Raw genomic sequence first — 20,887 nt, 5'->3', positions numbered from 1 at the left:
TGAGGACCGGGGCCCGGGGCAGAGCCCAGGCCTGCCGCACCGCGCCCGTCAGGGACCGCCGCCCGGTTCCCCCGGCCCACCCGTCGGATCCCCGGTCGGATCCCCCGTCGGCTCCGTCGGATCCGCCGTCGTCGGATCCCCGGTCGGATCCCCCGTCGGCTCCGTCGGATCCGCCGTCGTCGGGTCGTCCGTCGGCGTCTGCGGATCGCTCGGCGTGTACGACGGCGTGTACGACGGCGTCCAGGTCGGCTGCTGCTCGTCGCCCGTGGGGTCCGGATCCTCGCTCTGCGACTCCTCTTCGGACGGCGTCGGCGAGGCCTCCGGCGTCGTCGGGGACTGCGACGTCTTCGTGTCGTCCTTCTGACCCGTACCGGCGTCCTTCGCCCTGTCCACCGCGAACGCGACACCCGCCGCGATCGCGATCACCGCGAGCACGGCGAACAGCCACATCTTTCCGCGGCCGCCCTTGCCGTCCCGGTGACCGCCGTCGTATCCGCCGTCGTTGGGGTTCATCGGCGGCAACAGCGGCCCCTGCGAGGTCTCGCCGTGCACCGGATGATGCATCGCCGTCGGCCCGGTCATGCCCATCGCAGGGGTGAACGCGGCGTCGTGCATCTCGACCGGACCGGTGTTCCAGGTGCCGGAGTGGCTGCCCTGCTGCTGCAGCATCTGCAGCCCGTACTGCACGAGGCCGCGCATCTCCTCCGCGCTCTGGAACCGGTCGTCCGGGTCCTTCGCGAGCGAGCGCATCACCAGACCGTCGAGTTCCGGCGGCACCACGTCCGAGACCTCGGACGGCGGCACCGGGATGTCCTGGACATGCTGGTAGACCACCGAGAGCGGGGTCTCGCCGGTGAACGGGGGACGCAGGGCGAGGAGTTCGTAGAGCAGACAGCCCGTGGCGTACAGATCGGAACGGTGGTCGACGGCCTTGCCCAGCGCCTGCTCGGGGGAGAGGTACTGGGGCGTGCCCATGACCATGCCGGTCTGGGTCATGGTCGACTGCGCGCCGTGCAGGGCGCGCGCGATGCCGAAGTCCATCACCTTCACGGCACCGGAGTTGGTGATGATGACGTTCGCGGGCTTGATGTCACGGTGCACGATGCCGTGCTGGTGCGAGTAGGCGAGTGCCTCCAGCACACCGGAGACGATGATCAACGCCTGCTCGGGCGGCGGGGCTTCAGCGTTGACGAGCAGATCACGGATGGTGCGGCCCTCGACGAGCTCCATCACGATGTAGGGGACAGTCTGACCGCCCACCACGTCCTCGCCGGAGTCGTAGACCGCCACCACCGCATGGTGGTTGAGGCCGGCCACCGACTGCGCCTCACGCGTGAAACGGGCCTTGGAGACCGGGTCCTCGGCGAGATCGGGTCGGAGCAGCTTGACGGCGACGGTACGGCCGAGCCGTACGTCCTCCGCGGCGAACACCTCGGCCATGCCACCGCGTCCAAGACGGTGCGTCAGGCGATAGCGGCCGTCGCCGACCACTCCGCCGATGCCCCAGGAGTCGGCCGCATCCGGCACTCCGCCGTTGCCGGCTTCGGGTTCGGGTGCCATCAGTCCTCGCCGTCGTATCTGTCCGCCTGCGTAGTGTTGCGTGCGGGGTTCGCTGTCGTCCTCAGTTCTCTGTCACGTCACGCTACAGCCTTCGGGCGGCGCGGCGGTTTCGGGATGGACCGGCCATCAAACCCGCTGCCGGTCCGGCCACGCAAATTCCATGCTTTTCCTGTAACGCTTCCGAGACGCTTGTTGTGCGTACGGTCACGGAACGGGCACCTGGCTTGACGTGTCTCTGCCCTCGGGCAGACTTGGCCCGTAATACGGATCACGCCAACGGATCATCTCAATACTGATCACGGCAATACGGGTCGCGGCCATACGGATCACGGGCCTTCGTGCCGAGGGGGAAGCACAGAATGAGCCAGGACGGCGCACAGGGCCGCTATGCGGGAGGGTCGGTCGCCGGCGGCCGGTATCAGCTGCGCGACCTGCTCGGCGAAGGCGGCATGGCCTCCGTGTACCTCGCGTACGACTCGGCGCTGGACCGTCAGGTCGCCATCAAGACGCTGCATACGGAACTGGGGCGCGAGCAGTCCTTCCGCGAGCGGTTCCGGCGCGAGGCGCAGGCGGTCGCCAAGCTGTCGCACACCAACATCGTGTCGGTCTTCGACACCGGCGAGGACGAGCTCGATGGCTCGTTGATGCCGTACATCGTGATGGAGTACGTCGAGGGCCGGCCGCTCGGATCCGTACTGCAGGCGGACATTGCACAGTACGGCGCGATGCCGGCCGACAAGGCGCTGAAGGTGACGGCCGATGTGCTGGCCGCCCTGGAGACCAGCCACGAGATGGGCCTGGTCCACCGCGACATCAAGCCCGGCAACGTGATGATGACCAAGCGCAATGTCGTGAAGGTCATGGACTTCGGCATCGCGCGCGCCATGCAGTCCGGCGTCACCTCGATGACGCAGACCGGCATGGTCGTCGGCACGCCGCAGTATCTGTCGCCCGAGCAGGCGCTGGGGCGTGGCGTGGACGCGCGGTCCGACCTGTACTCCGTCGGCATCATGCTGTTCCAACTGCTGACCGGACGGCTGCCGTTCGACGCGGACTCGCCGCTGGCGATCGCGTACGCGCATGTGCAGGAGGAGCCGGTCGCTCCGTCCACGATCAACCGCTCCGTCACGCCCGCGATGGACGCACTGGTCGCGCGGGCGCTGAAGAAGAACCCCAACGAACGTTTCCCGAGCGCCGCGGCGATGCGCGACGAGATCGCGCGGGTGGCGAGCGCCGGGCAGACGGGGGCGCCGGTGATCATCGGCGGCGCGCCGACGACGAGTGGCGCGGGCGTCGGCTCCGCGGTCTTCCCGCCGCTGGACCAGGCGCCTTTGGCACCGCAGAGCGTGCAGACGCCCTACCAGCCGGGTCCGTACGGGCCGCCGACCCCGGCGCCCGCTCCGGCGCCGCACTACGGGTATCCGCAGACGCCCGCTCCGGTCTCGCCGTATCAGCAGCATGCTCCGGTGGCCTCGACTCCGCCTCCGTACTCCATCTCACCGCAGACGGCGATGCCGGGCGGCAGCAGCGGCGGCGGCAAGCGGAACATGCCGGTCATCGTGGGCGCGATCGTGGTGGCGCTGCTTGCGGTCGGCGGCCTGATCACGGTGATCGCGCTGAACAAGGACTCGGGGACCGGGGACAACACGGGCGGCGACCCGAGCGCGAGCGAGTCGGTGGAGGCGGGCGTCAAGGCGCCGGACCGTACGCGGACGATCGACAAGTCGAAGTGCACGGACGCCACGGAGGACGGCACCGACCCGTCGAAGGTTCAGGCCCCGCAGCTCCTCTACAAGGACATCCTCTCGGTGAAGGACTGCCTGCGGGAAGCCGGCTGGACCTGGAAGGTGACCGAGGTGGACAACCCTCAGTACCCCAAGGACGCCGTCGTCTCGCAGTACCCGAGTTCGGGCGAGGCCATCGTGCCGAAGAGCCAGGAGTTCGAGCTCACGATCTCCACGGGCAAGGCGGGCTGACCCGGCCCGCACCGTTTTCCCGGAACGGCCCGGCACAGCGCTCGTGCCGGGCCGTTCCCGTTTCCCGTTCCCTCGCCTGTTCCTGATTCCCGTCCCCGTCCCCGTCCCCTCGTGCAGCTGCCCGAGATGCCGGAAGAGTCATGGCATGTGACCCTGAGTCCGATATCTCGGCGACTCGGCGACTCGGCACGGGAGGGGGTCACCCGGTGACTCCAAGGCTCCGCACACAGTGCGCGATCATGGTCGCCTCGTTCCTGCTGCTGGCCACGCCCGTGGCGTACGCCGAGGAGTCCGAGGCCTCCGACCCCTCACCAACGGCCTCTCCCGCCGCCTCTCTGGCCGGGCGGCAGGCCGGGGAGGGGCGGCCCCGGCCCGGCCGGCACCCCAGAACGGTGAGCCCGAGCGATGACGAGGGCGACGGCGGGTCGTACGACCGCGACGACCCGGCCCGTACGCCGTCCACCGGAGCGTCCGTGTCACCATCGGCGTTCGTTTCCGCGTCCCGTTCCGCTTCCGCGGCCCCGTCCCGTACGCATCCGGCCAAGCCGGAGCCCCCTCCTTCGGAGGACGAGGCACTGGAGACGGAGGAGCCGGACGGCGCCTGGGCCGCGCCGACGCCCACGCCGACCCGTACCGCACCCGCCGCCGCACGTCACCAGGGACCTCAGGCGCTTCCCGAGCCCATCGCGCACCAGATTTCCCCGATGTCACTGGGGATCGGAATGGCCCTCATGGGGCTCGGCATCGGCTTTCTGGGCCTGCGGCTGAGGCGTCGTTGATCCTCGCGTCATCCTCAAGATGGAGGCACGGGCTCCGCCTATTGGTGGTTGCCGGCCCTCACATACCCGGTATACATACTGAGTATGTCCATCCGACACGGGCTCCTTGCCCTCCTTGAGCACGGCCCTCGATACGGCTCCCAGCTCCGTACGGAGTTCGAGTCGCGTACCGGTGCCACCTGGCCGCTCAACGTCGGCCAGGTCTATACGACCCTCAACCGCCTGGAGCGCGACGGCATGGTCGCCCAGGGCGGCGAGGACGACGCCGGCCATGCGCTCTACGTCATCACCGATGCCGGGCGGACCGAGCTGAAGAGCTGGTTCGAGACGCCCGTGGACCGCAGCAGCCCGCCACGTGACGAGCTGGCCATCAAGCTCGCGATGGCGGTCGGCGCGCCCGGCGTGGACATCCGTGACGTCATTCAGTCCCAGCGCCACCACACCGTGAGGGCGATGCAGGACTACACCCGGCTCAAGGCGCAGGCCCTGGCCGTGATCGAGGGCGGCAGCTCGGCCGAGCGCGACGACGTGGCCTGGCTGCTCGTGCTGGAGCAGCTGATCTTCCAGACCGAGGCCGAGGCACGCTGGCTCGATCACTGCGAGGCGCGACTCATCCGGCTCTCCGCGGCAGCCCAGCAGGGGGCCGAGAGCACGACGGCGGCTTCTCTCCTCGGGCAGCCCGCTGCACCGGCGCAGCCTCGGCCCGCGACGCCGACCTAGCCCGGCTGCCCGGCGTCCCGCTCGGCAACCGCTCCGTCCTCGCCGTTCTCACGTCCTCGCCGTTCTCACCGTCCTCACAGAGCTCACAGACCTCACAGAGCTCTTCGCATCTCTGAAGCTCCGTACATCCGCTCGTACGTACACCGTCCGTCCAAGGGGGGACCCTTCCCATGTCTCAACACCAGTCACAGAAGTCCCAGCAACCTGTGCTGCAACTCCAGGAACTGACCCGTGTCCATGGCAGCGGCGCCACCGAGGTGCATGCGCTGCGCGGCATCAACCTCGATGTCTTCCCCGGCGAACTCGTCGCCGTCATGGGCCCGTCCGGCTCCGGCAAGTCCACGCTGCTCACCATCGCGGGCGGGCTCGACACCCCCACCTCGGGCCGCGTGATCGTCGAGAACACCGACATCACCACCGCCGACCGCAAGACGCTCGCCGCCCTGCGCCGCCGCAGCATCGGCTATGTCTTCCAGGACTACAACCTCATCCCGGCCCTCACCGCCGCCGAGAACGTCTCCCTGCCGCGCGAGCTGGACGGCATCTCCGCACGCAAGGCCCGTAACGAGGCCGTCGCCGCACTGGAGGAGATGGAGCTCGGGCATCTCGCCGACCGCTTCCCCGACGAGATGTCGGGCGGTCAGCAGCAGCGTGTGGCCATCGCCCGCGCCCTGGTCGGCGAGCGCCGTCTCGTCCTCGCCGACGAGCCGACCGGCGCCCTGGACTCGGAGACCGGTGAATCCGTACTCGCCCTGCTGCGCTCGCGCTGTGACGCCGGTGCGGCCGGCATTCTCGTAACCCACGAACCGCGCTTCGCGGCATGGGCGGACCGTGTGGTCTTCCTGCGCGACGGCGCGGTCGTCGACCAGACCATCCGCAGCCAGGCCGACTCGCTGCTCTCCGGCCAGGCGGCCGAGCTGTGAAGACCTGGTACCACTCCTGGCGGGCCGCGATACGGATCGCCCGCCGCGACGCCTGGCGCTCCAAAGGACGCAGTTTCCTCGTCCTGGCGATGATCGCGCTCCCCATCCTCGGCGTGAGCGCCGCGGATCTGACCCTGCGCAGCGCGGAACTGTCCACCGAGCAGAGCCTTGAGCGCACGCTCGGCGCAGCGGACGCGCGGGTGTCCGACCCCGGCATGGGCGGGACACCCATCAAACAGACCCCCGACGCCAACAGCTATGTGCCGGTCGGGGACTTCGACGGCAAGCCGTGGCCCGAGGGCAAGACCGACATCACGAAGGCGCTGCCTGCCGGCACCAAGTCCCTGTCGGACTCCACCGGTTCGGGCAAGCTGCGCACCACGCACGGTCTGCTGAACACCGAGATCCGGGAGCTCAAGTCCTCCGACCCGATGGCCAAGGGCATCATGGTCGTCGACCAGGGCCGGCTGCCGCAGAAGTCCGACGAGGTCGCAGCGACCACGCACTTCCTGGAGTCCAGCGGTCTGAAGGTGGGCGGCACACTCACGGCCCGCGGACTCGTCCGTGAGTACAAGATCGTCGGCTCGTACGAACTCCCCGACGAACTGGACACCGACCAGGTCAACGCGCTGCCGGGCGCATTTCTCGCCCCGCTCAACAAGGCCCTCGAAAAGGCCGGGCTGCCCGTCAGCGAGGCGAACACCACCCATCTGGTGACCGTTCCCGGTGGTTTCACGTGGAACAAGGTCAAGGAGATCAACGCCAAGGGTGTGGCGGTCAATTCGCGCGCGGTCGCTCTCGACCCGCCCGCCAAGGCCGACGTTCCGATCTACCAGGAAGAGGGCTGGGGCACCTTCGAGGACAGCACGGCCGCCAAGGCCGCCGCGCTTGCTGCCGTCGGCACCGTCGTCGGCCTCGCCATGCTCGAGATCTGCCTGCTGGCAGGGCCCGCCTTCGCGGTCGGCGCCCGGCGCTCGCGCCGCCAGCTGGGTCTGGTCGGCGCCAACGGCGGCGACCGCCGCCATATCCGCGCCATCGTCCTCGCAGGTGGTCTGGTGATCGGCGTCGCCGCGGCGGTCGTCGGCACGGTCCTCGGCCTGCTGCTCACCTTCGCTCTGCAGCCGGTGCTCGAGGACTCCATGGGCCAGCGCTTCGGCAGCTTCGACGTACGGCCGCTGGAGCTGCTCGGCATCGGGCTGCTCGCCGTACTCACGGGCCTGATGGCCGCGATCGTCCCGGCGATCACGTCCTCCCGGCAGTCCGTACTGGCCTCGCTCACCGGTCGACGCGGCGTCCGCAAGAGCAGCCGCGCGCTGACCGTCGTCGGCCTGATCGCGGTGGCACTGGGCGTGGTGATCGCGCTCTACGGATCGGTGGTGACCGACCAGTCCATCATCGTCGCCGGGGGCAGCGCCGTCGCCGAGCTGGGCGTGGTCGCGCTGACCCCCGCCCTGGTGGGCCTGTTCGGCCGGACCGGACGCATCCTGCCGCTCTCTCCGCGCCTCGCACTGCGTGACGCGGTGCGCAACCGGGGCCGCACGGCTCCCGCCGTGGCCGCGGTGCTGGCCGCGGTCGCGGGCACGGTGGCCGTGGTGACGTACGCCGCGAGCAGCGATGCCCAGAGCGAGGCCGAGTACCAGGCACGTCTGCCGCACGGCGCGGTCTCCGTGATCCTCGACGAGGGAGCCGGGCGCGATGTCCCGGCGGTGCGCGCCACCGTGCAGAAGCTGCTGCCCATTGACGTACGGGCCGATGTGGACCGGATCGCGGTCGGCAAGTCCAGCTGCTCGCCGTACAGCGACGCGGAGGGGTGCGGCCGCTACGAGATCGTCGTGCCGAAGGCCAACCAGTGCCCGCTGTGGATCACGGACCCGACCAAGCCGGACGTGGACCCCTCGGAGAAGTTCAGCAAGGCCGAGCGCCGCAAGCTCTCCGCCGACTGGCGCTGCAAGGATTCCGCGGGCTACGCGAATGTCGAAGGCGGTGTGCTGGTCGGCGACGCGAAGCTGCTGAAGGTGCTCGCGATCGACGACCCCGGCGCCGAAAAGGCGCTGGCGTCCGGACAGGTCGTCGCGTTCGACAAGCGCAACGTCGACGCCAAGGGCAAGATCGGCATCCGTCTGATCACCGACACCAAGAAGGCCGACGAGGCCGAGCAGAAGGGCCAGGATGCGCCGGGCGTGATCAAGACCTTCTCCGTGCATCAGGTCGCCGGTGAGCCCGTGTCGTACGGCGTCTCGATGATCGTGCCGCCTGCCGCGGCCAAGTCGGCGGGCATGACCACGGTGCCGCTCGGGGCGTACTACTCGACGGACAAGATGCCGAGCAGCGAGCAGCGCCAGCGTCTCGACGGCGAGCTCGACAAAACCGGTTCCGATGTAGCCCTGCACATCGAGGAGGGTTACACCAGCAAGAACAGCATCATCCTGCTGTCGCTGACCGTCTTCGCCGGGCTGATCACCATCGGCGCGGCCGGTATCGCCACGGGCCTCGCCCAGGCCGATGCCGAGGCCGATCTGAAGACGCTCGCCGCGGTCGGCGCCCCGCCGCGGGTGCGCAGGACGCTCAGCGGCTTCCAGTGCGGGGTGGTGGCCGCAATGGGTGTGGTGCTCGGCTCGGCAGCCGGTGTACTGCCCGCGATCGGGCTGCGGCTCACCGAGGAGCGCGAGCAGATCAAGTGGTACCAGCAGGCACTGGACCAGGGCTACGGCTCGGGCGGTTCGGCGCCGTACGTACCGATCATCGTGCCCTGGGAAACCCTGGCCGCACTGCTCGTCGCGGTCCCGGTGGGCGCGGCGCTACTGGCGGCGCTGGTGACGCGCTCGCGCGGGGCGCTGGCCCGCCGCGAGGCAACATGATCGGCCACTGATCGCGCTGCCTGCGGTTTTGTGCCCCCGTACGAGGGTGGATCACTCTCGTACGGGGGCACACCGTGTGGTGACGCCCATGTACGAGAGAATGGCGGCATGGAGATGCCGAGGAATGAACGGTCGCAGGAGAGCCCCCACGTCCTTGTCGTGGGGCAGGACGGAATGGCACTCGGCGGCGGTGACGGTGACGACGAGTCGCGCGAGGTCCCGGTGACGGAGATGGTCGAACAGCCTGCGAAGGTCATGCGGATCGGCAGCATGATCAAGCAGCTGCTGGAGGAAGTCAGGGCAGCCCCTCTGGACGAGGCGAGCCGGGTCCGGCTCAAGGAGATCCACGCCAGCTCGGTCAAGGAACTGGAGGACGGCCTCGCTCCTGAACTCGTCGAGGAACTCGAGCGCCTCTCGCTCCCCTTCACCGACGAGGCAATCCCTTCCGAAGCGGAACTCCGCATCGCCCAGGCCCAGTTGGTGGGCTGGCTGGAGGGCCTCTTCCACGGAATCCAAACGGCCCTGTTCGCCCAGCAAATGGCAGCCCGCGCCCAGTTGGAACAAATGCGCCGAGCTCTGCCACCGGGCGCCCCGCACGACGACGATGACGGCCAACACGGAGCAATCCGTTCGGGCCCGTACCTGTAGTCCTGGTAAGCCACCGCCATTGAGGGCCCGGGGGGCACGGCGCCCCCCGGCCACGCGGCGCGGAACTTCAGCCCGTGCGAGAGCCGGCCGGTGCGGCGAAGCCGCGACGGTGGCGCAGGTGCGTGGGCACGCAGTACCCCACTCTCAACCTCGGCTTCATGCCGTCCGGCGAAGCCGGTACGGCGACCGGAGCGAACGGGCGCAGACCGTTGTCGGAGGCGAAGGGGACCGCGCGGCGCAGCCGCCGGGAGCCCGGCCCCCGGGGTACGCAGCACACCGGCAGAGCCCCTGCTGAGCCGTGCGGCGAAGCCGCCACGGCATTGGGGGGGGTACCCCCACACTCAGGGCGGGCGAGTGGAAGCAGCCCCGCACCCGGGGCGTGGGACGCCCCCACAATCAAGGGGGCGGGTGAGGTCAGCCCGCCGCAGGCGAGACCAGCAGGACCTTGCCGATATTCGCGCCGGACTCCAGCACCCGGTGCCCCTCCGCTGCATCGCGCATCGGAATCCGCCGGTCCACCACCGCCCGCACCCGGCCCCCCTCGATCAGCGGCCACACATGCTCCCGCACCGCCGCCACGATCGACGCCTTCTCACCCAGCGGCCGGCCCCGCAGCGACGTCGCCGTCACCGCCGCCCGCTTCCCCAGCAGCATCGCCAGGTTCAGCTCACCCTTGACACCGCCCTGCATGCCGATCACGGCCAGCCGTCCGTTGACCGCCAGCGCCCGCACATTCCGGTCCAGATATTTCGCGCCGATGATGTCGAGGATGACGTCCGCCCCCGCCCCGTCCGTCGCCTTGCGCAGCTCCTCCACGAAGTCCTGCTCGCGGTAGTCGATCAGTAGGTCCGCGCCCAGCTCCGCGCACCGCACCAGCTTCTCCGGCCCACCCGCCGTGACGGCCACCCGCGCCCCCACCGCCTTGGCCAGCTGAATCGCCATCGTGCCGATGCCGCTCGCGCCACCGTGGACCAGCAGCGTCTCGCCCGGTCGCAGGTGCGCGATCATGAACACGTTCGACCACACCGTCGCGGTCACCTCCGGCAGCGCCGCCGCCGTGATCAGGTCCACCCCTTCCGGCACCGGCAGCAGCTGCCCGGCCGGCACGGCGGCCTTCTCCGCGTAACCACCGCCCGCGAGCAGCGCGCACACCTCGTCGCCGACGGCCCATCCCGAGACACCGGGCCCCAGGGCCGAGATGCGCCCCGAGCATTCGAGCCCGGGATACGGGGACGCACCGGGCGGCGGATCGTAGAAGCCCTGCCGCTGCAGCAGATCGGCGCGGTTGACGGCGCTCGCGACGACGTCGACGAGGACCTCTCCCTCGCCGGGCACGGGATCGGGCACCTCGGCCCAGACAAGCGCCTCGGGACCACCGGGTTCGGGAATCGTGATCGCATGCATGGGCGCGAGGCTACTCCGGAGCCAGCCTGTTAAGACTGTTGAGGGGTGAGCCACCATCCGCGCGCACGATAGTGATCAGCCGGTCCGTCAGCTGCAAAGGGCTCGCCGCCGGATCGTCGTAACCGATCAGCCGATGCCCCCGCAGCACGCTCACCACCAGGTCGTCCGTCTCCCGCACACCACGCCCCACCTCGGCCTTTGTCACCGGCCGTTCGATGAGGTCGAGCCCGCTGCCCTGCTGGATCAGATCCTCCATCACTATGCCCGCGCTCGGGCTGAGCACGGACAGGCCCAGCAGCCGGCCCGCCGCACTGGCACTGGTGATCACCGCATCGGCACCGGACTGGCGCAGCAGCGGCGCGTTCTCCTCCTCCCGCACCGCCGCGACGATCTTCGCCCCGCGATTGAGCTGCCGCGCGGTCAGCGCGACAAGCACCGCCGTGTCGTCGCGCTGTGTGGCGATGACGATCTGGCGGGCCTTCTGCACCTCGGCCCGCAGCAGCACATCGCTGCGGGTCGCGTCGCCGATCACCCCCACAAAGCCCTCCGCATTGGCCGTCTCGATCACCTTGCTGCTGGGGTCGACCACGACGATCTGTACCTTCTTCAGGCCCGTGGCAGTCAGCGTCTGAATCGCGGACCGGCCCTTGGTGCCGAAGCCCACAACGACGGTGTGCTCACGCAATTGAAGCCTCCAGCGATTCAAGCGCCATTCCTCCCGGGTCCGTTCCGTGAGGACCTCGAGAGTGGTGCCGACCAGGATGATCAGGAAGAGCACGCGCAGCGGCGTCACCAGCAGCACATTGGTGAGCCGGGCCGCGTCGCTGTGCGGGACGATGTCGCCGTATCCCGTGGTGGAGAGGGTGACCGTCGCGTAGTAGACGGAGTCGAGGAAGTCGACGGAGTCGTCGGCGTTGTCGTGGTACCCCGACCGGTCGGCCCAGACGAGCAGTACGGTCAGGGCCAGCACCCCCAAGGCCATCAGCAGTCGCTTGCCGACCTGCCGCAGCGGGTGCTCGACAATGCGGCGGGGGAGTTTCACCCGGCTGGTGACCAGCTGTTCGTCGGCATTCCGGGCCATGGCGTCATGGCCGGGAAGTTTCACGTGAAACGTCCTCCTCCGACGACCGAGGAGATCCCCGATGTCCACGGCAGATCGAGCACTTCCAGCTCGTCGCCGGACCGCGCACCGCCCGGCGGTACGACGGCAAGCCCGTCGGCGGCGGCGATGCCACGCAACATGGCCGGCCCGTTGTAGTGCAGCGGCACCAGCTGTTCGGCGCGGTGGACAAAGGGCACGAGGCGGGTGTCGTACGGGTGCCCGTGCACCTCGTCACGTACGGGAGCGCGATACGGAACGGACGCCGGGTGGCCCGCAAGTCCCCGCAGCAGCGGCTCGGCGAGCGTCAGGAGCCCCGAGACGGCCGCCAGGGGATTGCCGGGCAGGCCCACCAGGTGCCGGGCGTGCCGGGCGCCCTCATGGGCCAGGCGGGCAAGGAGCATCGGATGCCCGGGGCGCACGGCGACACCGTCGACCAGCAGCTCGGCGCCCGCCTTCCGCAGGACCGGGTGGACATGGTCGACGGGGCCTGCGGCTGTACCGCCCGTGGTGAGGATGAGATCGGCGTCGGAGGTGGTGACGGCCTCGTGGAGGGTTTCGGCGTCGTCACCGAGGCGGCGGGTGGCGATGACATCCAGGCCGAGGGCACTGAGCCAGGGGCCGATCATCGGCCCGAGCGCGTCGCGGATCAGGCCGTCGTGGGGGAGTCCGGCGGTGAGCAACTCATCGCCGAGGACAAGGACCTCTACCCGCGGCCGGGGGACTGTGAGCAGCCCGTCATAGCCGGCGGCGGCAGCGAGGCCGAGCACGGCCGGGGTCACCAGCGAGCCGGCGGGCAGGAGTTGCTCGCCGGAACGGCACTCCTGGCCCCTCGGCCGGATGTCCTGACCGGTGACCACCGCGCGCTCGGCGTACAACTGGCCGCGGTCCGCGGCACGGGCGTGCTCGCTGCGGATCACCGCGGTGGTATCGGGCGGGATGCGGGCCCCGGTGGCGATCCGTACCGCCGCGCCGTCGGGGAGCGGCGGGGCCTCGCCGTGCCCGGCAAGGATCGAACCGCTGTCCTGAACGGTCCAGGGACCCGGGCCCGCGACGGCCCAGCCGTCCATGGCGGACGTGTCGAAGGAGGGCAGGTCGCAGAGTGCGGTGAGCGGCTCGGCGAGCACCCGGCCACGAGCCTGATCGAGGGGGATGCGCGCGGCACGGGGCGGGGCGGCGCGCCCGATGCGGGCGGCGAGTGCCCGGGCGTCGGGCCAGGGGGTCGCGCGATGGCGCACCGTGGCGGCCTGGCCGGTCGGCCCGGGGTCAGTGCCGGGAGCCGAGCCGGAGGCGGGATCGGAGCCGGGGGCAGGCTCCTGCCGCGTCGGTCGGCCGACCAGTGCGAGAGCTTCCTCGACGCCGTCCGACTCGGCCTCCTGCTCCTGACCGTTCATCCGGCGTCGCCCCGGTCCGGTTCGGCCGGCTCGGCGGCCTTGACCGGCCCGGGAGGCTCGGTGCCTTTGGCGGCCCCTGCCTCGGGGGTGGCCTGCTCGGCTTCCTCCGCCCAGCGCCTGGCGAGCGCGGCCGCCTTGCGGGCGGCCTCCGCGACCGCCGCCGGGCCGCCGCTGCCCGCCTGAGCCGCCGCGTACCCCACCAGGAAGGTGGTGAGCGGTGCCGCGGGACGGGCGACGCCGTGCGCCGCGTCCCGGGCGAGGTCGAGCAGGACGCCGGTGTCGACGTCGAGTTCGATGCCGAGTTCGTCCTTGACTGCGGTGATCCATTCGTCCAGCACGTTCCCATGCTCCCTGATACGGGCCCGGGCCGCGGAGATGTCCTCCCAGGTGTCGCAGTCGAAGGAGGCGAGCGGCTCCGCATCGATCCGGGCGAGATCCAGTTCCTGCGTCAGCAGGCGCAACGGCAGCCCGGCCAGACTCCCGTACTCGGTGGCGAGAAGAGCAAGCTCACGACGGAGCGGCTCGATGCGGTACGCGGCGACGAGAGGCTGGTCGCGGCCGTCGGGATCGGTGAGCAGCGCCGCCTCGCGCCCGCTCGTCCCGAGGGTGCCGATCAGCTGCCGTACCGTTCGCTCCCCCAGGAACGGCAGATCGGCCGAGAGCACAAGGACTGCCTGTGCCTCGACCTGTCGCACGCCGGCGTCCAGCGCGGCGAGCGGCCCGCCGCCCGGGGGCTCCTCACGCGCCCAGACCACGGGGCGCGCGGTGGCCCTGCGCCCGCCGACGACAACGGTGCGTCCCGCGTCGCGGCACACGCCGAGCACGCGGTCGAGCAGGGGGCGCCCGCCCACGCTCACCGCCGGCTTGTCGGCCCCGCCCAGCCGCTTCGCGGCACCTCCGGCGAGCACGATGGCGTCATACGCGGTCATGCCTGAAGTATGGGCCGCGATTGCGTGGGCGGGGAGCCCCGATTGGATCTCTGCCCGTCCGTCTCGCTGTATGGACCTAGAGGCTGCGCAGCAGCACCGATGGGTGCTCCACACAGTCGGCGACATAGCGCAGGAAACCGCCCGCGGTGCCGCCGTCACAGACCCGGTGGTCGAAGGTGAGCGAGAGCTGGACGACCTTGCGTACGGCCAGTTCGCCCTCGTGCACCCACGGCTTCGGTACGATCCGGCCGACCCCGAGCATCGCCGCCTCGGGGTGGTTGATGATCGGCGTGGAGCCGTCGACACCGAACACCCCGTAGTTGTTCAGGGTGAACGTCCCGCCCGTCAGATCCGCCGGGGTCAGCGTCCCCTGCCTGGCCGCCTCCGTCAGCCGCCCGACCTCCGCGCTCAGCGACTCGGCCGAGCGCAGATGCGCATCCCGTACAACGGGGACGACCAGCCCTCGCTCGGTCTGCGCGGCGAAACCGAGATGCACCTCGGGCAGGCGCACGATCTCCCTGGCGTCCATGTCCACCGTGGAATTGAGCTCCGGGTGGCGGGCGAGCGCGGCCGTACAGATCCGGGCCAGCAGTGCCAGGAGCGAGATCTTCGGCCCGCCCGCGGCGTTCATCGAGGCCCGCGCGGCCATCAGCTCGGTCGCGTCAGCGTCGACCCAGCAGGTGGCGTCCGGTATCTCACGCCGACTGCGGGAGAGCTTGTCGGCCACGGCTCCGCGCACGCCGCGCAGCGGTGTCCGCTCACCGCGCGCCGCCGCGGAGGCGGGCGCCGCGGCGAGCACGGGCTCGGGAGCGGCCGGCGTCTCGGCTGCCCGCAACGCGTGCTCGACGTCGGCCCGCAGAATCAGGCCCTCGGGTCCGGATCCGGTCAACTGACGCAGATCGAGGCCGTTCTCACGGGCGAGCCGGCGAACGAGTGGCGATATGACGGGCACGGGGCCGCTCTGCGCCACTTCCTCGACCGCCACCGCGCGCACCACGCGCCGCTCCGGCTCCGCAGCCGGCGCGGGGGCAGGAGTCACGACAGGAACGGCCGGAGCGGAAGTAGCGGGCCGGATCCGGCGACGACGAGCCGCCGGCGCCCCCGTCCCGTAGCCGACCAGCACATTGCCGGACGACTCGCTCGCCCCGGCCGAGGCCTCGGAGACGGCGGAGGATCCGGCGGCAGCCGCGGATCCGAGGGAATCCACCGCCCCCACCGCAACCGTCAACAGCGGTGCGCCGACGGGAAGTTCCGTGCCTTCTTCGCCGAAACGCGCAGTCACCACGCCCCCGTAGGGGCACGGCACCTCCACCATCGCCTTGGCCGTCTCGACCTCGACGACCGGCTGGTCGATCGCAACGACATCGCCCACTGCCACCAGCCAGCGCACGATCTCCGCCTCGGTCAGGCCCTCCCCGAGGTCCGGGAGCTTGAATTCGAGCACCTGAGCCATCAGCTCGCCGCCTCCCACTGCAGCCGTGCGACCGCGTCCAGTACCCGGTCCACTCCCGGCAGATGGTGCCGCTCCAGCATCGGCGGCGGATACGGAATGTCAAAACCGGCCACTCGCAGCACCGGTGCCTCCAGGTGGTGGAAGCAGCGCTCCGTCACCCGCGCGGCGATCTCCCCGCCAGGGCCGCCGAAGCCGGTGGACTCGTGGACGACGACCGCCCGTCCCGTACGCCGGACGGACGCACAGACCGTCTCGTCGTCGAAGGGCACCAGCGAGCGCAGATCGACGACTTCAAGATCCCATCCCTCGGCCGCGGCGGCCTCCGCGGCCTCCATGCAGACCGGCACGGAAGGCCCGTAGGTGATCAGCGTGGCGCTCCGCCCCTGCCGCCGCACCACGGCCCGGCCCATCGGCTCGACCTCGGTCGGCGCGTCCGGCGACCACGGCGCCTTCGACCAGTACAGACGCTTGGGCTCCAGGAAGACGACCGGGTCGTCGGAGGCGATCGCGGCCCGCAGCAGCCCGTAGGCGTCTTCGACCGTCGCGGGCGTGACGACATGGAGCCCCGGAGTCGCCATGTAGTACGCCTCGGACGAGTCGCTGTGGTGCTCGACCCCGCCGATCCCGCCGCCGTACGGCACCCGGACGGTGATCGGCAGCGGCATGCCGCCCCTGGTGCGGTTCCGCATCCGCGCCACATGGCTGATCAGCTGCTCGAACGCCGGATACGCGAAGGCGTCGAACTGCATCTCGACGACCGGCCGCAGCCCGTACATCGCCATGCCGACAGCCGTGCCGAGGATGCCCGCCTCGGCGAGCGGCGTGTCCGTACAGCGGTCCTCGCCGAATTCCTTGGCGAGCCCGTCCGTCACCCGGAAGACCCCGCCGAGCGTGCCGACGTCCTCCCCCAGCACATGTACGGCCGGGTCCTCGGCCATCGCGTCGCGCATCGCGCGCTGCAGGGCCTGCGCCATCGAGGCGGGCTTCACCGCGGCGGTGGTCATCTCGCCTCTCCCTCAGCGTCGAGCTCGGCCTGCAGCTGCGTCGCCTGCTCCCGCAGCTGGCTGGTCTGCTCGGCGTAGACATGCGCGAACAGGTCCATCGGGTCCAGCACCGGGTCGGCGTTCATCCGCTCGCGCAGATCCGCGGCCATCGTCTCGGAGGCGTCGGCCGCCGCCCCGATGCCGTCCTCGTCGAGCAGTCCGCGCTCCGTCAACTCCCGCTCCAGCAGCCGGATCGGATCGTGCGCGCGCCAGGCCTCGACCTCGCTCTCGCCCCGGTAGCGGGTCGCGTCGTCGGCGTTCGTATGCGCGTCGATGCGGTACGTCACGGCCTCGATCAGCGTCGGACCACCGCCGCGCCTGGCCCGCGCCAGCGCATCGCTGACCACCTCGTGGACCGCGGCCGCGTCGTTCCCGTCGACGAGCCGGCCGGGCATTCCATACCCCACGGCCTTGTGGGCGAGCGAGGGTGCCGCCGTCTGCTTGGCCAGCGGCACGGAGATCGCGAAGCCGTTGTTCTGCACGAGGAAAACGACCGGGGCCTGCCAGACCGCCGCGAAGTTGAGCGCCTCGTGGAAGTCGCCCTCGCTGGTGCCGCCGTCGCCGACCATGGCGAGCGCGACGACGTCGTCACCCTTGAGCCTGGCGGCGTGAGCCAGCCCGACTGCATGCGGCAGCTGGGTGGCGAGCGGGGTGCACAGCGGCGCTATGCGGTGCTCATGGGGGTCGTAGCCGGTGTGCCAGTCGCCGCGCAGCAGGGTCAGCGCCTGCACCGGGTCGAGGCCGCGGGCCACGGCCGCGAGAGTGTCGCGGTAGCTGGGGAAGAGCCAGTCCCGCTCCTCCAGCGCCAGCGCAGCCGCCACCTCGCACGCCTCCTGCCCGGTGCTCGACGGGTAGACGGCGAGCCGGCCCTGCTTGGTCAGCGCGGTCGCCTGGGCGTTGTACCTGCGGCCGCGCACCAGCTCCGCGTACAGCCGCAGCAGCAGCTCGGGGTCGGCCCCGGCTGCGGCGTCCGTGCCGAGCACGCGGTACGGCTCCGGGTCCGGGAGCAGCGGTGCGGGGTCGGTGCGGGGCTTCCACGCCGGGGGCGGGGTGGGCCGGTAGGCAGCCGTGACACCGGGCAGCTCTTGAACCGTCATGCTGCTCTTTCTCAACGCGAGCACCTCCTCGTGGGGGCGACGACGAAGCGGCACGACTGTGGTCCGCCTCACCTACCGATTGTTCGGTCGTGGACGCATTTTGGCTACAGGCACCTTCAGCCTGTGGACAAACGGTTCTCCACAGCCTGATATAGAGACAGGTCGTCCATGCTAGGGAAGCGGGGGATATGGCAGCTGAACAAATGGCCGAGGGCGGGGACCGGGCGGAGCAGACGCCTCCGCCTCGCCCGCTCGACTCCATCGACCGGGACATCCTGCGGATCCTCCAGACGGACGGTCGCGCCTCGATACGATCCGTGGCCGAGCGCGTCCATGTCTCCCGCGCCAATGCGTACGCCCGGATCAACCGGCTCATCGACGACGGAGTGATCCGCGGTTTCAGCGCCCGCGTGAACCACGAGCGGGCAGGCCAGGGCGCTTCCGCCTACATCACGCTGAAGATCGTCCAGAACTCCTGGCGCACCGTGCGCGAACAGCTCCAGGCGCTGCCGGGTGCCGCCCATATCGCACTGGTCAGCGGAGACTTCGACGTCCTGCTGCTGGTGCACACCTCGGACAACCGCACGCTGCGCGAGCTCGTACTGACCAGGCTCCAGTCGATCCCGGAGGTGCTGTCCACCCGTACGCTGCTGGTCTTCGAGGAGACGGACCTCGACCCCGGGCCGGGCCCGAGTCCGGGTACGGCTCTCGGCCCGGCATCCGCTCCGGACGCCGAGCCGCTCTAGCCGAGAGCCGCCCCATGAGGGGAGGCCGCCGGGCGCCTACGAGTCCGTACGCAGCCCGTCGAAGGCGAGTCCGACGACCGCCTCGGCGACCTGGTCGCCGTCGTAGCCGCTGCCCGGATGCGGCCGGTACCACTCGACGAGCGAGTTCACCATGCCGAAGAGCAGCCTGGTCGCCAGCCGGATGTCCACGTCGGTGCGGAGATCACCGTCCGCCGCGGCGGCCTTCAACAGATCGGCCACCCGCTGGTCGAACTCACGCCGCCGCTCCATCGCCCAGCGCTCGGTCTTGGTGTTGCCCCGTACGCGCAGCAGCAGCGTCACATACGGCAGCTCTGCCATCAGCACCTCGACGGTGCGCCGGGTGACGTACTCGACCCGCTCGATGGCACGCCCCCGGAGGGCTCCCGGCTCGTCGAGGATCGCGAAGAGCGCGTCCAGCGCCCGGCTGACGGCCCGGCGCAGCAGTTCCTCCTTGCCTGCCACATGGTGGTAGATCGAGGACTTGGAGATGCCGGCCGCCTGGGAGAGATGCTCCATGGACGTGCCGTCGTAACCGCGCTCGTTGAAGATCCGGACTGCGACGGTCAGCAGCGTCTCCGGGGTGTACGTGTCGCGCTTGGCGGTGGTCATTCGGCCGCTCCTTTCGCGTCACCGGCGAGCGAGTGCTGGAAGAGGGCGACCGAGGGTGCGTAGCGCCCACCCGGATAGCGCAGGTCCAGCTCTTGCAGCAGCTCGTAGGCCCAGCCCTGGGGGAGCCTGCGGCTCCATTCGAGGGGCCCCAGCGGGTAGTTGACGCCGAGCCTCATCGCCGTGTCGATGTCGTCCTCGGTGGCGACTCCCTTGGCCACGGCGTCGGCCGCGGCATCCACCAGCATCGCGACGGTACGGGCGACAATCATGCCGGGTACGTCTCCGATGACGCTGACCTCCTTGCCCAGCGCCTGGAACAGGCCGGTGGCCTCCAAAACGGTGCGTTCCGGGGTGTCCGGGGAGGCAGAGAGGGCGATCCGGGTGGCGGCCCGGTAATCCAGCGCCAGGTCGAAGAAGACGACGTCGCGGAACTCTCCGGACATCTGTCCGTCCGCGAGCCCCAGCTGGCCGCCGCTGGGCAGCACCAGCCGGTTACCGATGTCCTCGCCTTCCTGGCGCACCGTGATGCCGGACTCGCGGATCAGGTCGAGCAGCTCGGCGGCGGCTCCCAGATCGCCCGCGGCGATGACGTACTCCGGGGCGTCGGCGGGCTCTGCGGTGTGCGGCTCCGGGCGGACGGCACCTTCCGCGTAGTCGTACCAGCCACGGCCAGACTTACGGCCCAGCAGACCCGCCTCGACGAGCCGCCGCTGCGGCAGCGAAGGGGTGAACTTCTCGTTCTGGAAGAAGGACTCCCACACGGAGCGGGTGACGGCTTCGTTGACGTCCTGGCCGATCAGGTCGGTGAGCTCGAAGGGGTCCATCTGGAAGCCGCCCGACTCGCGCAGCACCGCGTCGATCGTGGCGGGGTCGGCGCCTCGCTCCTCGTAGACGGCGAAGGCCTCCGCGTAGAAGGGCCTGGCTATGCGGTTGACGATGAAACCGGGCAGGTCGGCGCAGCGCACCGGGGTCTTGCCCCAGGCCGCTGCCGTCGCCCACGCGCGCGTGGCCGACGCCTCGTCCGTGGCGAAGCCGCTGACGACCTCGACAAGGGGGAGCAGGGGCGCCGGATTGAAGAAATGCAGTCCGACGAAGCGGCCGGGGTGCTTGAGGGCGCCCGCGATGGCCGTGACGGAGAGGGAGGAGGTGTTCGTGGCGAGCAGGCAGTCGTCGGCAACGAGCTCCTCCAGCGCCGTGAACAGCTCCTGCTTGATCTTCAGTTGCTCGAGTACCGCCTCGACGACGAGCGCGGCATCGGCCAGCTCGGCGAGGTCCGCGGCCGGGTGCAGGCGCGCGCGTGCGGCGTCCCGTTCGGGGGCGTCCATGCGGCCCTTCTCGACCAGCCGGTCGAGGCGGGCGCCGATGGTCTTCGCGGCCTCGGCCGCCCGTCCGGGGACGGCGTCGTAGAGACGTACGGGATGGCCTGCGGCAAGGGCGACCTGGGCGATGCCCTGACCCATGGTGCCGGTGCCGACCACGGCGACGGTACGGCTCTGATCGATGGCGGTCATGGAAGCGATCCTCCCCGATGAGTTGTCCACAGGTTTGACAGGCCCCCTTGTACCGACCGATCGTTCGGTTACTCTAACTCTGTCAATCCTTCCCTGCCCAGCTCGACGAGGAGTTGG

The 20,887-nt window shown here is 70.5% G+C and carries 17 protein-coding genes; 7 read left to right on the top strand and 10 right to left on the bottom strand.

Annotated elements, in window-relative coordinates:
- Positions 1 to 48: 48 nt before the first annotated feature.
- Positions 49 to 1,560, bottom strand: coding sequence for a protein kinase (locus ACI2LP_RS16370; protein WP_404725182.1), 1,512 nt, complete (start codon positions 1,558 to 1,560; stop codon positions 49 to 51).
- A 359-nt stretch (positions 1,561 to 1,919) separates the two neighbouring features.
- Between ACI2LP_RS16370 and ACI2LP_RS16365 the strand changes: the two genes are divergently transcribed.
- From ACI2LP_RS16365 to ACI2LP_RS16340, 6 genes are all read left to right on the top strand, one after another.
- Positions 1,920 to 3,536 carry a protein kinase gene (locus ACI2LP_RS16365; protein WP_404725181.1) on the top strand — a complete coding sequence of 539 codons (1,617 nt, stop codon included), beginning with the start codon at positions 1,920 to 1,922 and terminating at the stop codon, positions 3,534 to 3,536.
- A gap of 206 nt (positions 3,537 to 3,742) precedes the next feature.
- A complete protein-coding gene (locus tag ACI2LP_RS16360; protein ID WP_404725180.1) occupies positions 3,743 to 4,315 on the top strand; it encodes a hypothetical protein in 573 nt (190 codons plus the stop codon).
- A gap of 84 nt (positions 4,316 to 4,399) precedes the next feature.
- Complete coding sequence (locus ACI2LP_RS16355; RefSeq protein WP_404725179.1) at positions 4,400 to 5,035, top strand: PadR family transcriptional regulator; 636 nt, start codon at positions 4,400 to 4,402, stop codon at positions 5,033 to 5,035.
- Positions 5,036 to 5,205: 170 nt separating this feature from the next.
- Positions 5,206 to 5,958 carry an ABC transporter ATP-binding protein gene (locus ACI2LP_RS16350; protein ID WP_404725178.1) on the top strand — a complete coding sequence of 251 codons (753 nt, stop codon included), beginning with the start codon at positions 5,206 to 5,208 and terminating at the stop codon, positions 5,956 to 5,958.
- Positions 5,955 to 8,816, top strand: coding sequence for an FtsX-like permease family protein (locus ACI2LP_RS16345; RefSeq protein WP_404725177.1), 2,862 nt, complete (start codon positions 5,955 to 5,957; stop codon positions 8,814 to 8,816). Before ACI2LP_RS16350 ends, ACI2LP_RS16345 begins: the two co-directional genes overlap by 4 nt.
- Before the next feature lie 108 nt (positions 8,817 to 8,924).
- Positions 8,925 to 9,464: a bacterial proteasome activator family protein gene (locus ACI2LP_RS16340; RefSeq protein WP_360866901.1), complete on the top strand. Its 540-nt coding sequence runs from the start codon at positions 8,925 to 8,927 to the stop codon at positions 9,462 to 9,464.
- Positions 9,465 to 9,878: 414 nt separating this feature from the next.
- Here ACI2LP_RS16340 and ACI2LP_RS16335 read toward each other — a convergent pair whose 3' ends face one another.
- The 7 genes from ACI2LP_RS16335 to pdhA all read right to left on the bottom strand — a co-directional run bounded on the left by ACI2LP_RS16335 (position 9,879) and on the right by pdhA (position 17,883).
- Complete coding sequence (locus ACI2LP_RS16335) at positions 9,879 to 10,868, bottom strand: NAD(P)H-quinone oxidoreductase (protein WP_404725176.1); 990 nt, start codon at positions 10,866 to 10,868, stop codon at positions 9,879 to 9,881.
- Between the two features lie 10 nt (positions 10,869 to 10,878).
- Positions 10,879 to 11,949, bottom strand: a complete 1,071-nt coding sequence (locus ACI2LP_RS16330; RefSeq protein WP_404725395.1) for a potassium channel family protein — start codon at positions 11,947 to 11,949, stop codon at positions 10,879 to 10,881.
- Positions 11,950 to 11,969: 20 nt separating this feature from the next.
- Complete coding sequence (locus ACI2LP_RS16325) at positions 11,970 to 13,361, bottom strand: molybdopterin molybdotransferase MoeA (protein WP_404725175.1); 1,392 nt, start codon at positions 13,359 to 13,361, stop codon at positions 11,970 to 11,972.
- Positions 13,358 to 14,290, bottom strand: a complete 933-nt coding sequence (locus ACI2LP_RS16320; RefSeq protein WP_404725174.1) for an NTP transferase domain-containing protein — start codon at positions 14,288 to 14,290, stop codon at positions 13,358 to 13,360. The genes ACI2LP_RS16325 and ACI2LP_RS16320 overlap by 4 nt, the downstream gene beginning before the upstream one ends.
- Positions 14,291 to 14,366: 76 nt before the next feature.
- A complete protein-coding gene (locus ACI2LP_RS16315; RefSeq protein WP_404725173.1) occupies positions 14,367 to 15,743 on the bottom strand; it encodes a dihydrolipoamide acetyltransferase family protein in 1,377 nt (458 codons plus the stop codon).
- Positions 15,743 to 16,747: an alpha-ketoacid dehydrogenase subunit beta gene (locus ACI2LP_RS16310; RefSeq protein WP_404725172.1), complete on the bottom strand. Its 1,005-nt coding sequence runs from the start codon at positions 16,745 to 16,747 to the stop codon at positions 15,743 to 15,745. Before ACI2LP_RS16310 ends, ACI2LP_RS16315 begins: the two co-directional genes overlap by 1 nt.
- Positions 16,744 to 17,883 (bottom strand): pyruvate dehydrogenase (acetyl-transferring) E1 component subunit alpha, encoded by a 1,140-nt coding sequence (gene pdhA, locus ACI2LP_RS16305; RefSeq protein ID WP_404725171.1) that lies wholly within the window; start codon positions 17,881 to 17,883, stop codon positions 16,744 to 16,746. The genes ACI2LP_RS16310 and pdhA overlap by 4 nt, the downstream gene beginning before the upstream one ends.
- Before the next feature lie 203 nt (positions 17,884 to 18,086).
- Between pdhA and ACI2LP_RS16300 the strand changes: the two genes are divergently transcribed.
- Positions 18,087 to 18,629, top strand: a complete 543-nt coding sequence (locus ACI2LP_RS16300) for an Lrp/AsnC family transcriptional regulator (protein WP_404725394.1) — start codon at positions 18,087 to 18,089, stop codon at positions 18,627 to 18,629.
- Positions 18,630 to 18,665: 36 nt separating this feature from the next.
- On the opposite strand, the gene ACI2LP_RS16295 is transcribed toward ACI2LP_RS16300, so the two are convergent.
- Together ACI2LP_RS16295 and ACI2LP_RS16290 are read right to left on the bottom strand one after the other, a co-directional pair.
- Complete coding sequence (locus ACI2LP_RS16295) at positions 18,666 to 19,259, bottom strand: TetR/AcrR family transcriptional regulator (protein WP_404725170.1); 594 nt, start codon at positions 19,257 to 19,259, stop codon at positions 18,666 to 18,668.
- Positions 19,256 to 20,770, bottom strand: a complete 1,515-nt coding sequence (locus ACI2LP_RS16290) for a 3-hydroxyacyl-CoA dehydrogenase (RefSeq protein WP_404725169.1) — start codon at positions 20,768 to 20,770, stop codon at positions 19,256 to 19,258. The genes ACI2LP_RS16295 and ACI2LP_RS16290 overlap by 4 nt, the downstream gene beginning before the upstream one ends.
- Between the last annotated feature and the right edge of the window lie 117 nt (positions 20,771 to 20,887).

The organism is Streptomyces sp. NPDC019890, assembly GCF_044903445.1.
Lineage (GTDB): Bacteria > Actinomycetota > Actinomycetes > Streptomycetales > Streptomycetaceae > Streptomyces.
Note: the sequence above shows the minus strand (reverse complement) of the source record. Positions and strands in the feature narration are given on the sequence as shown.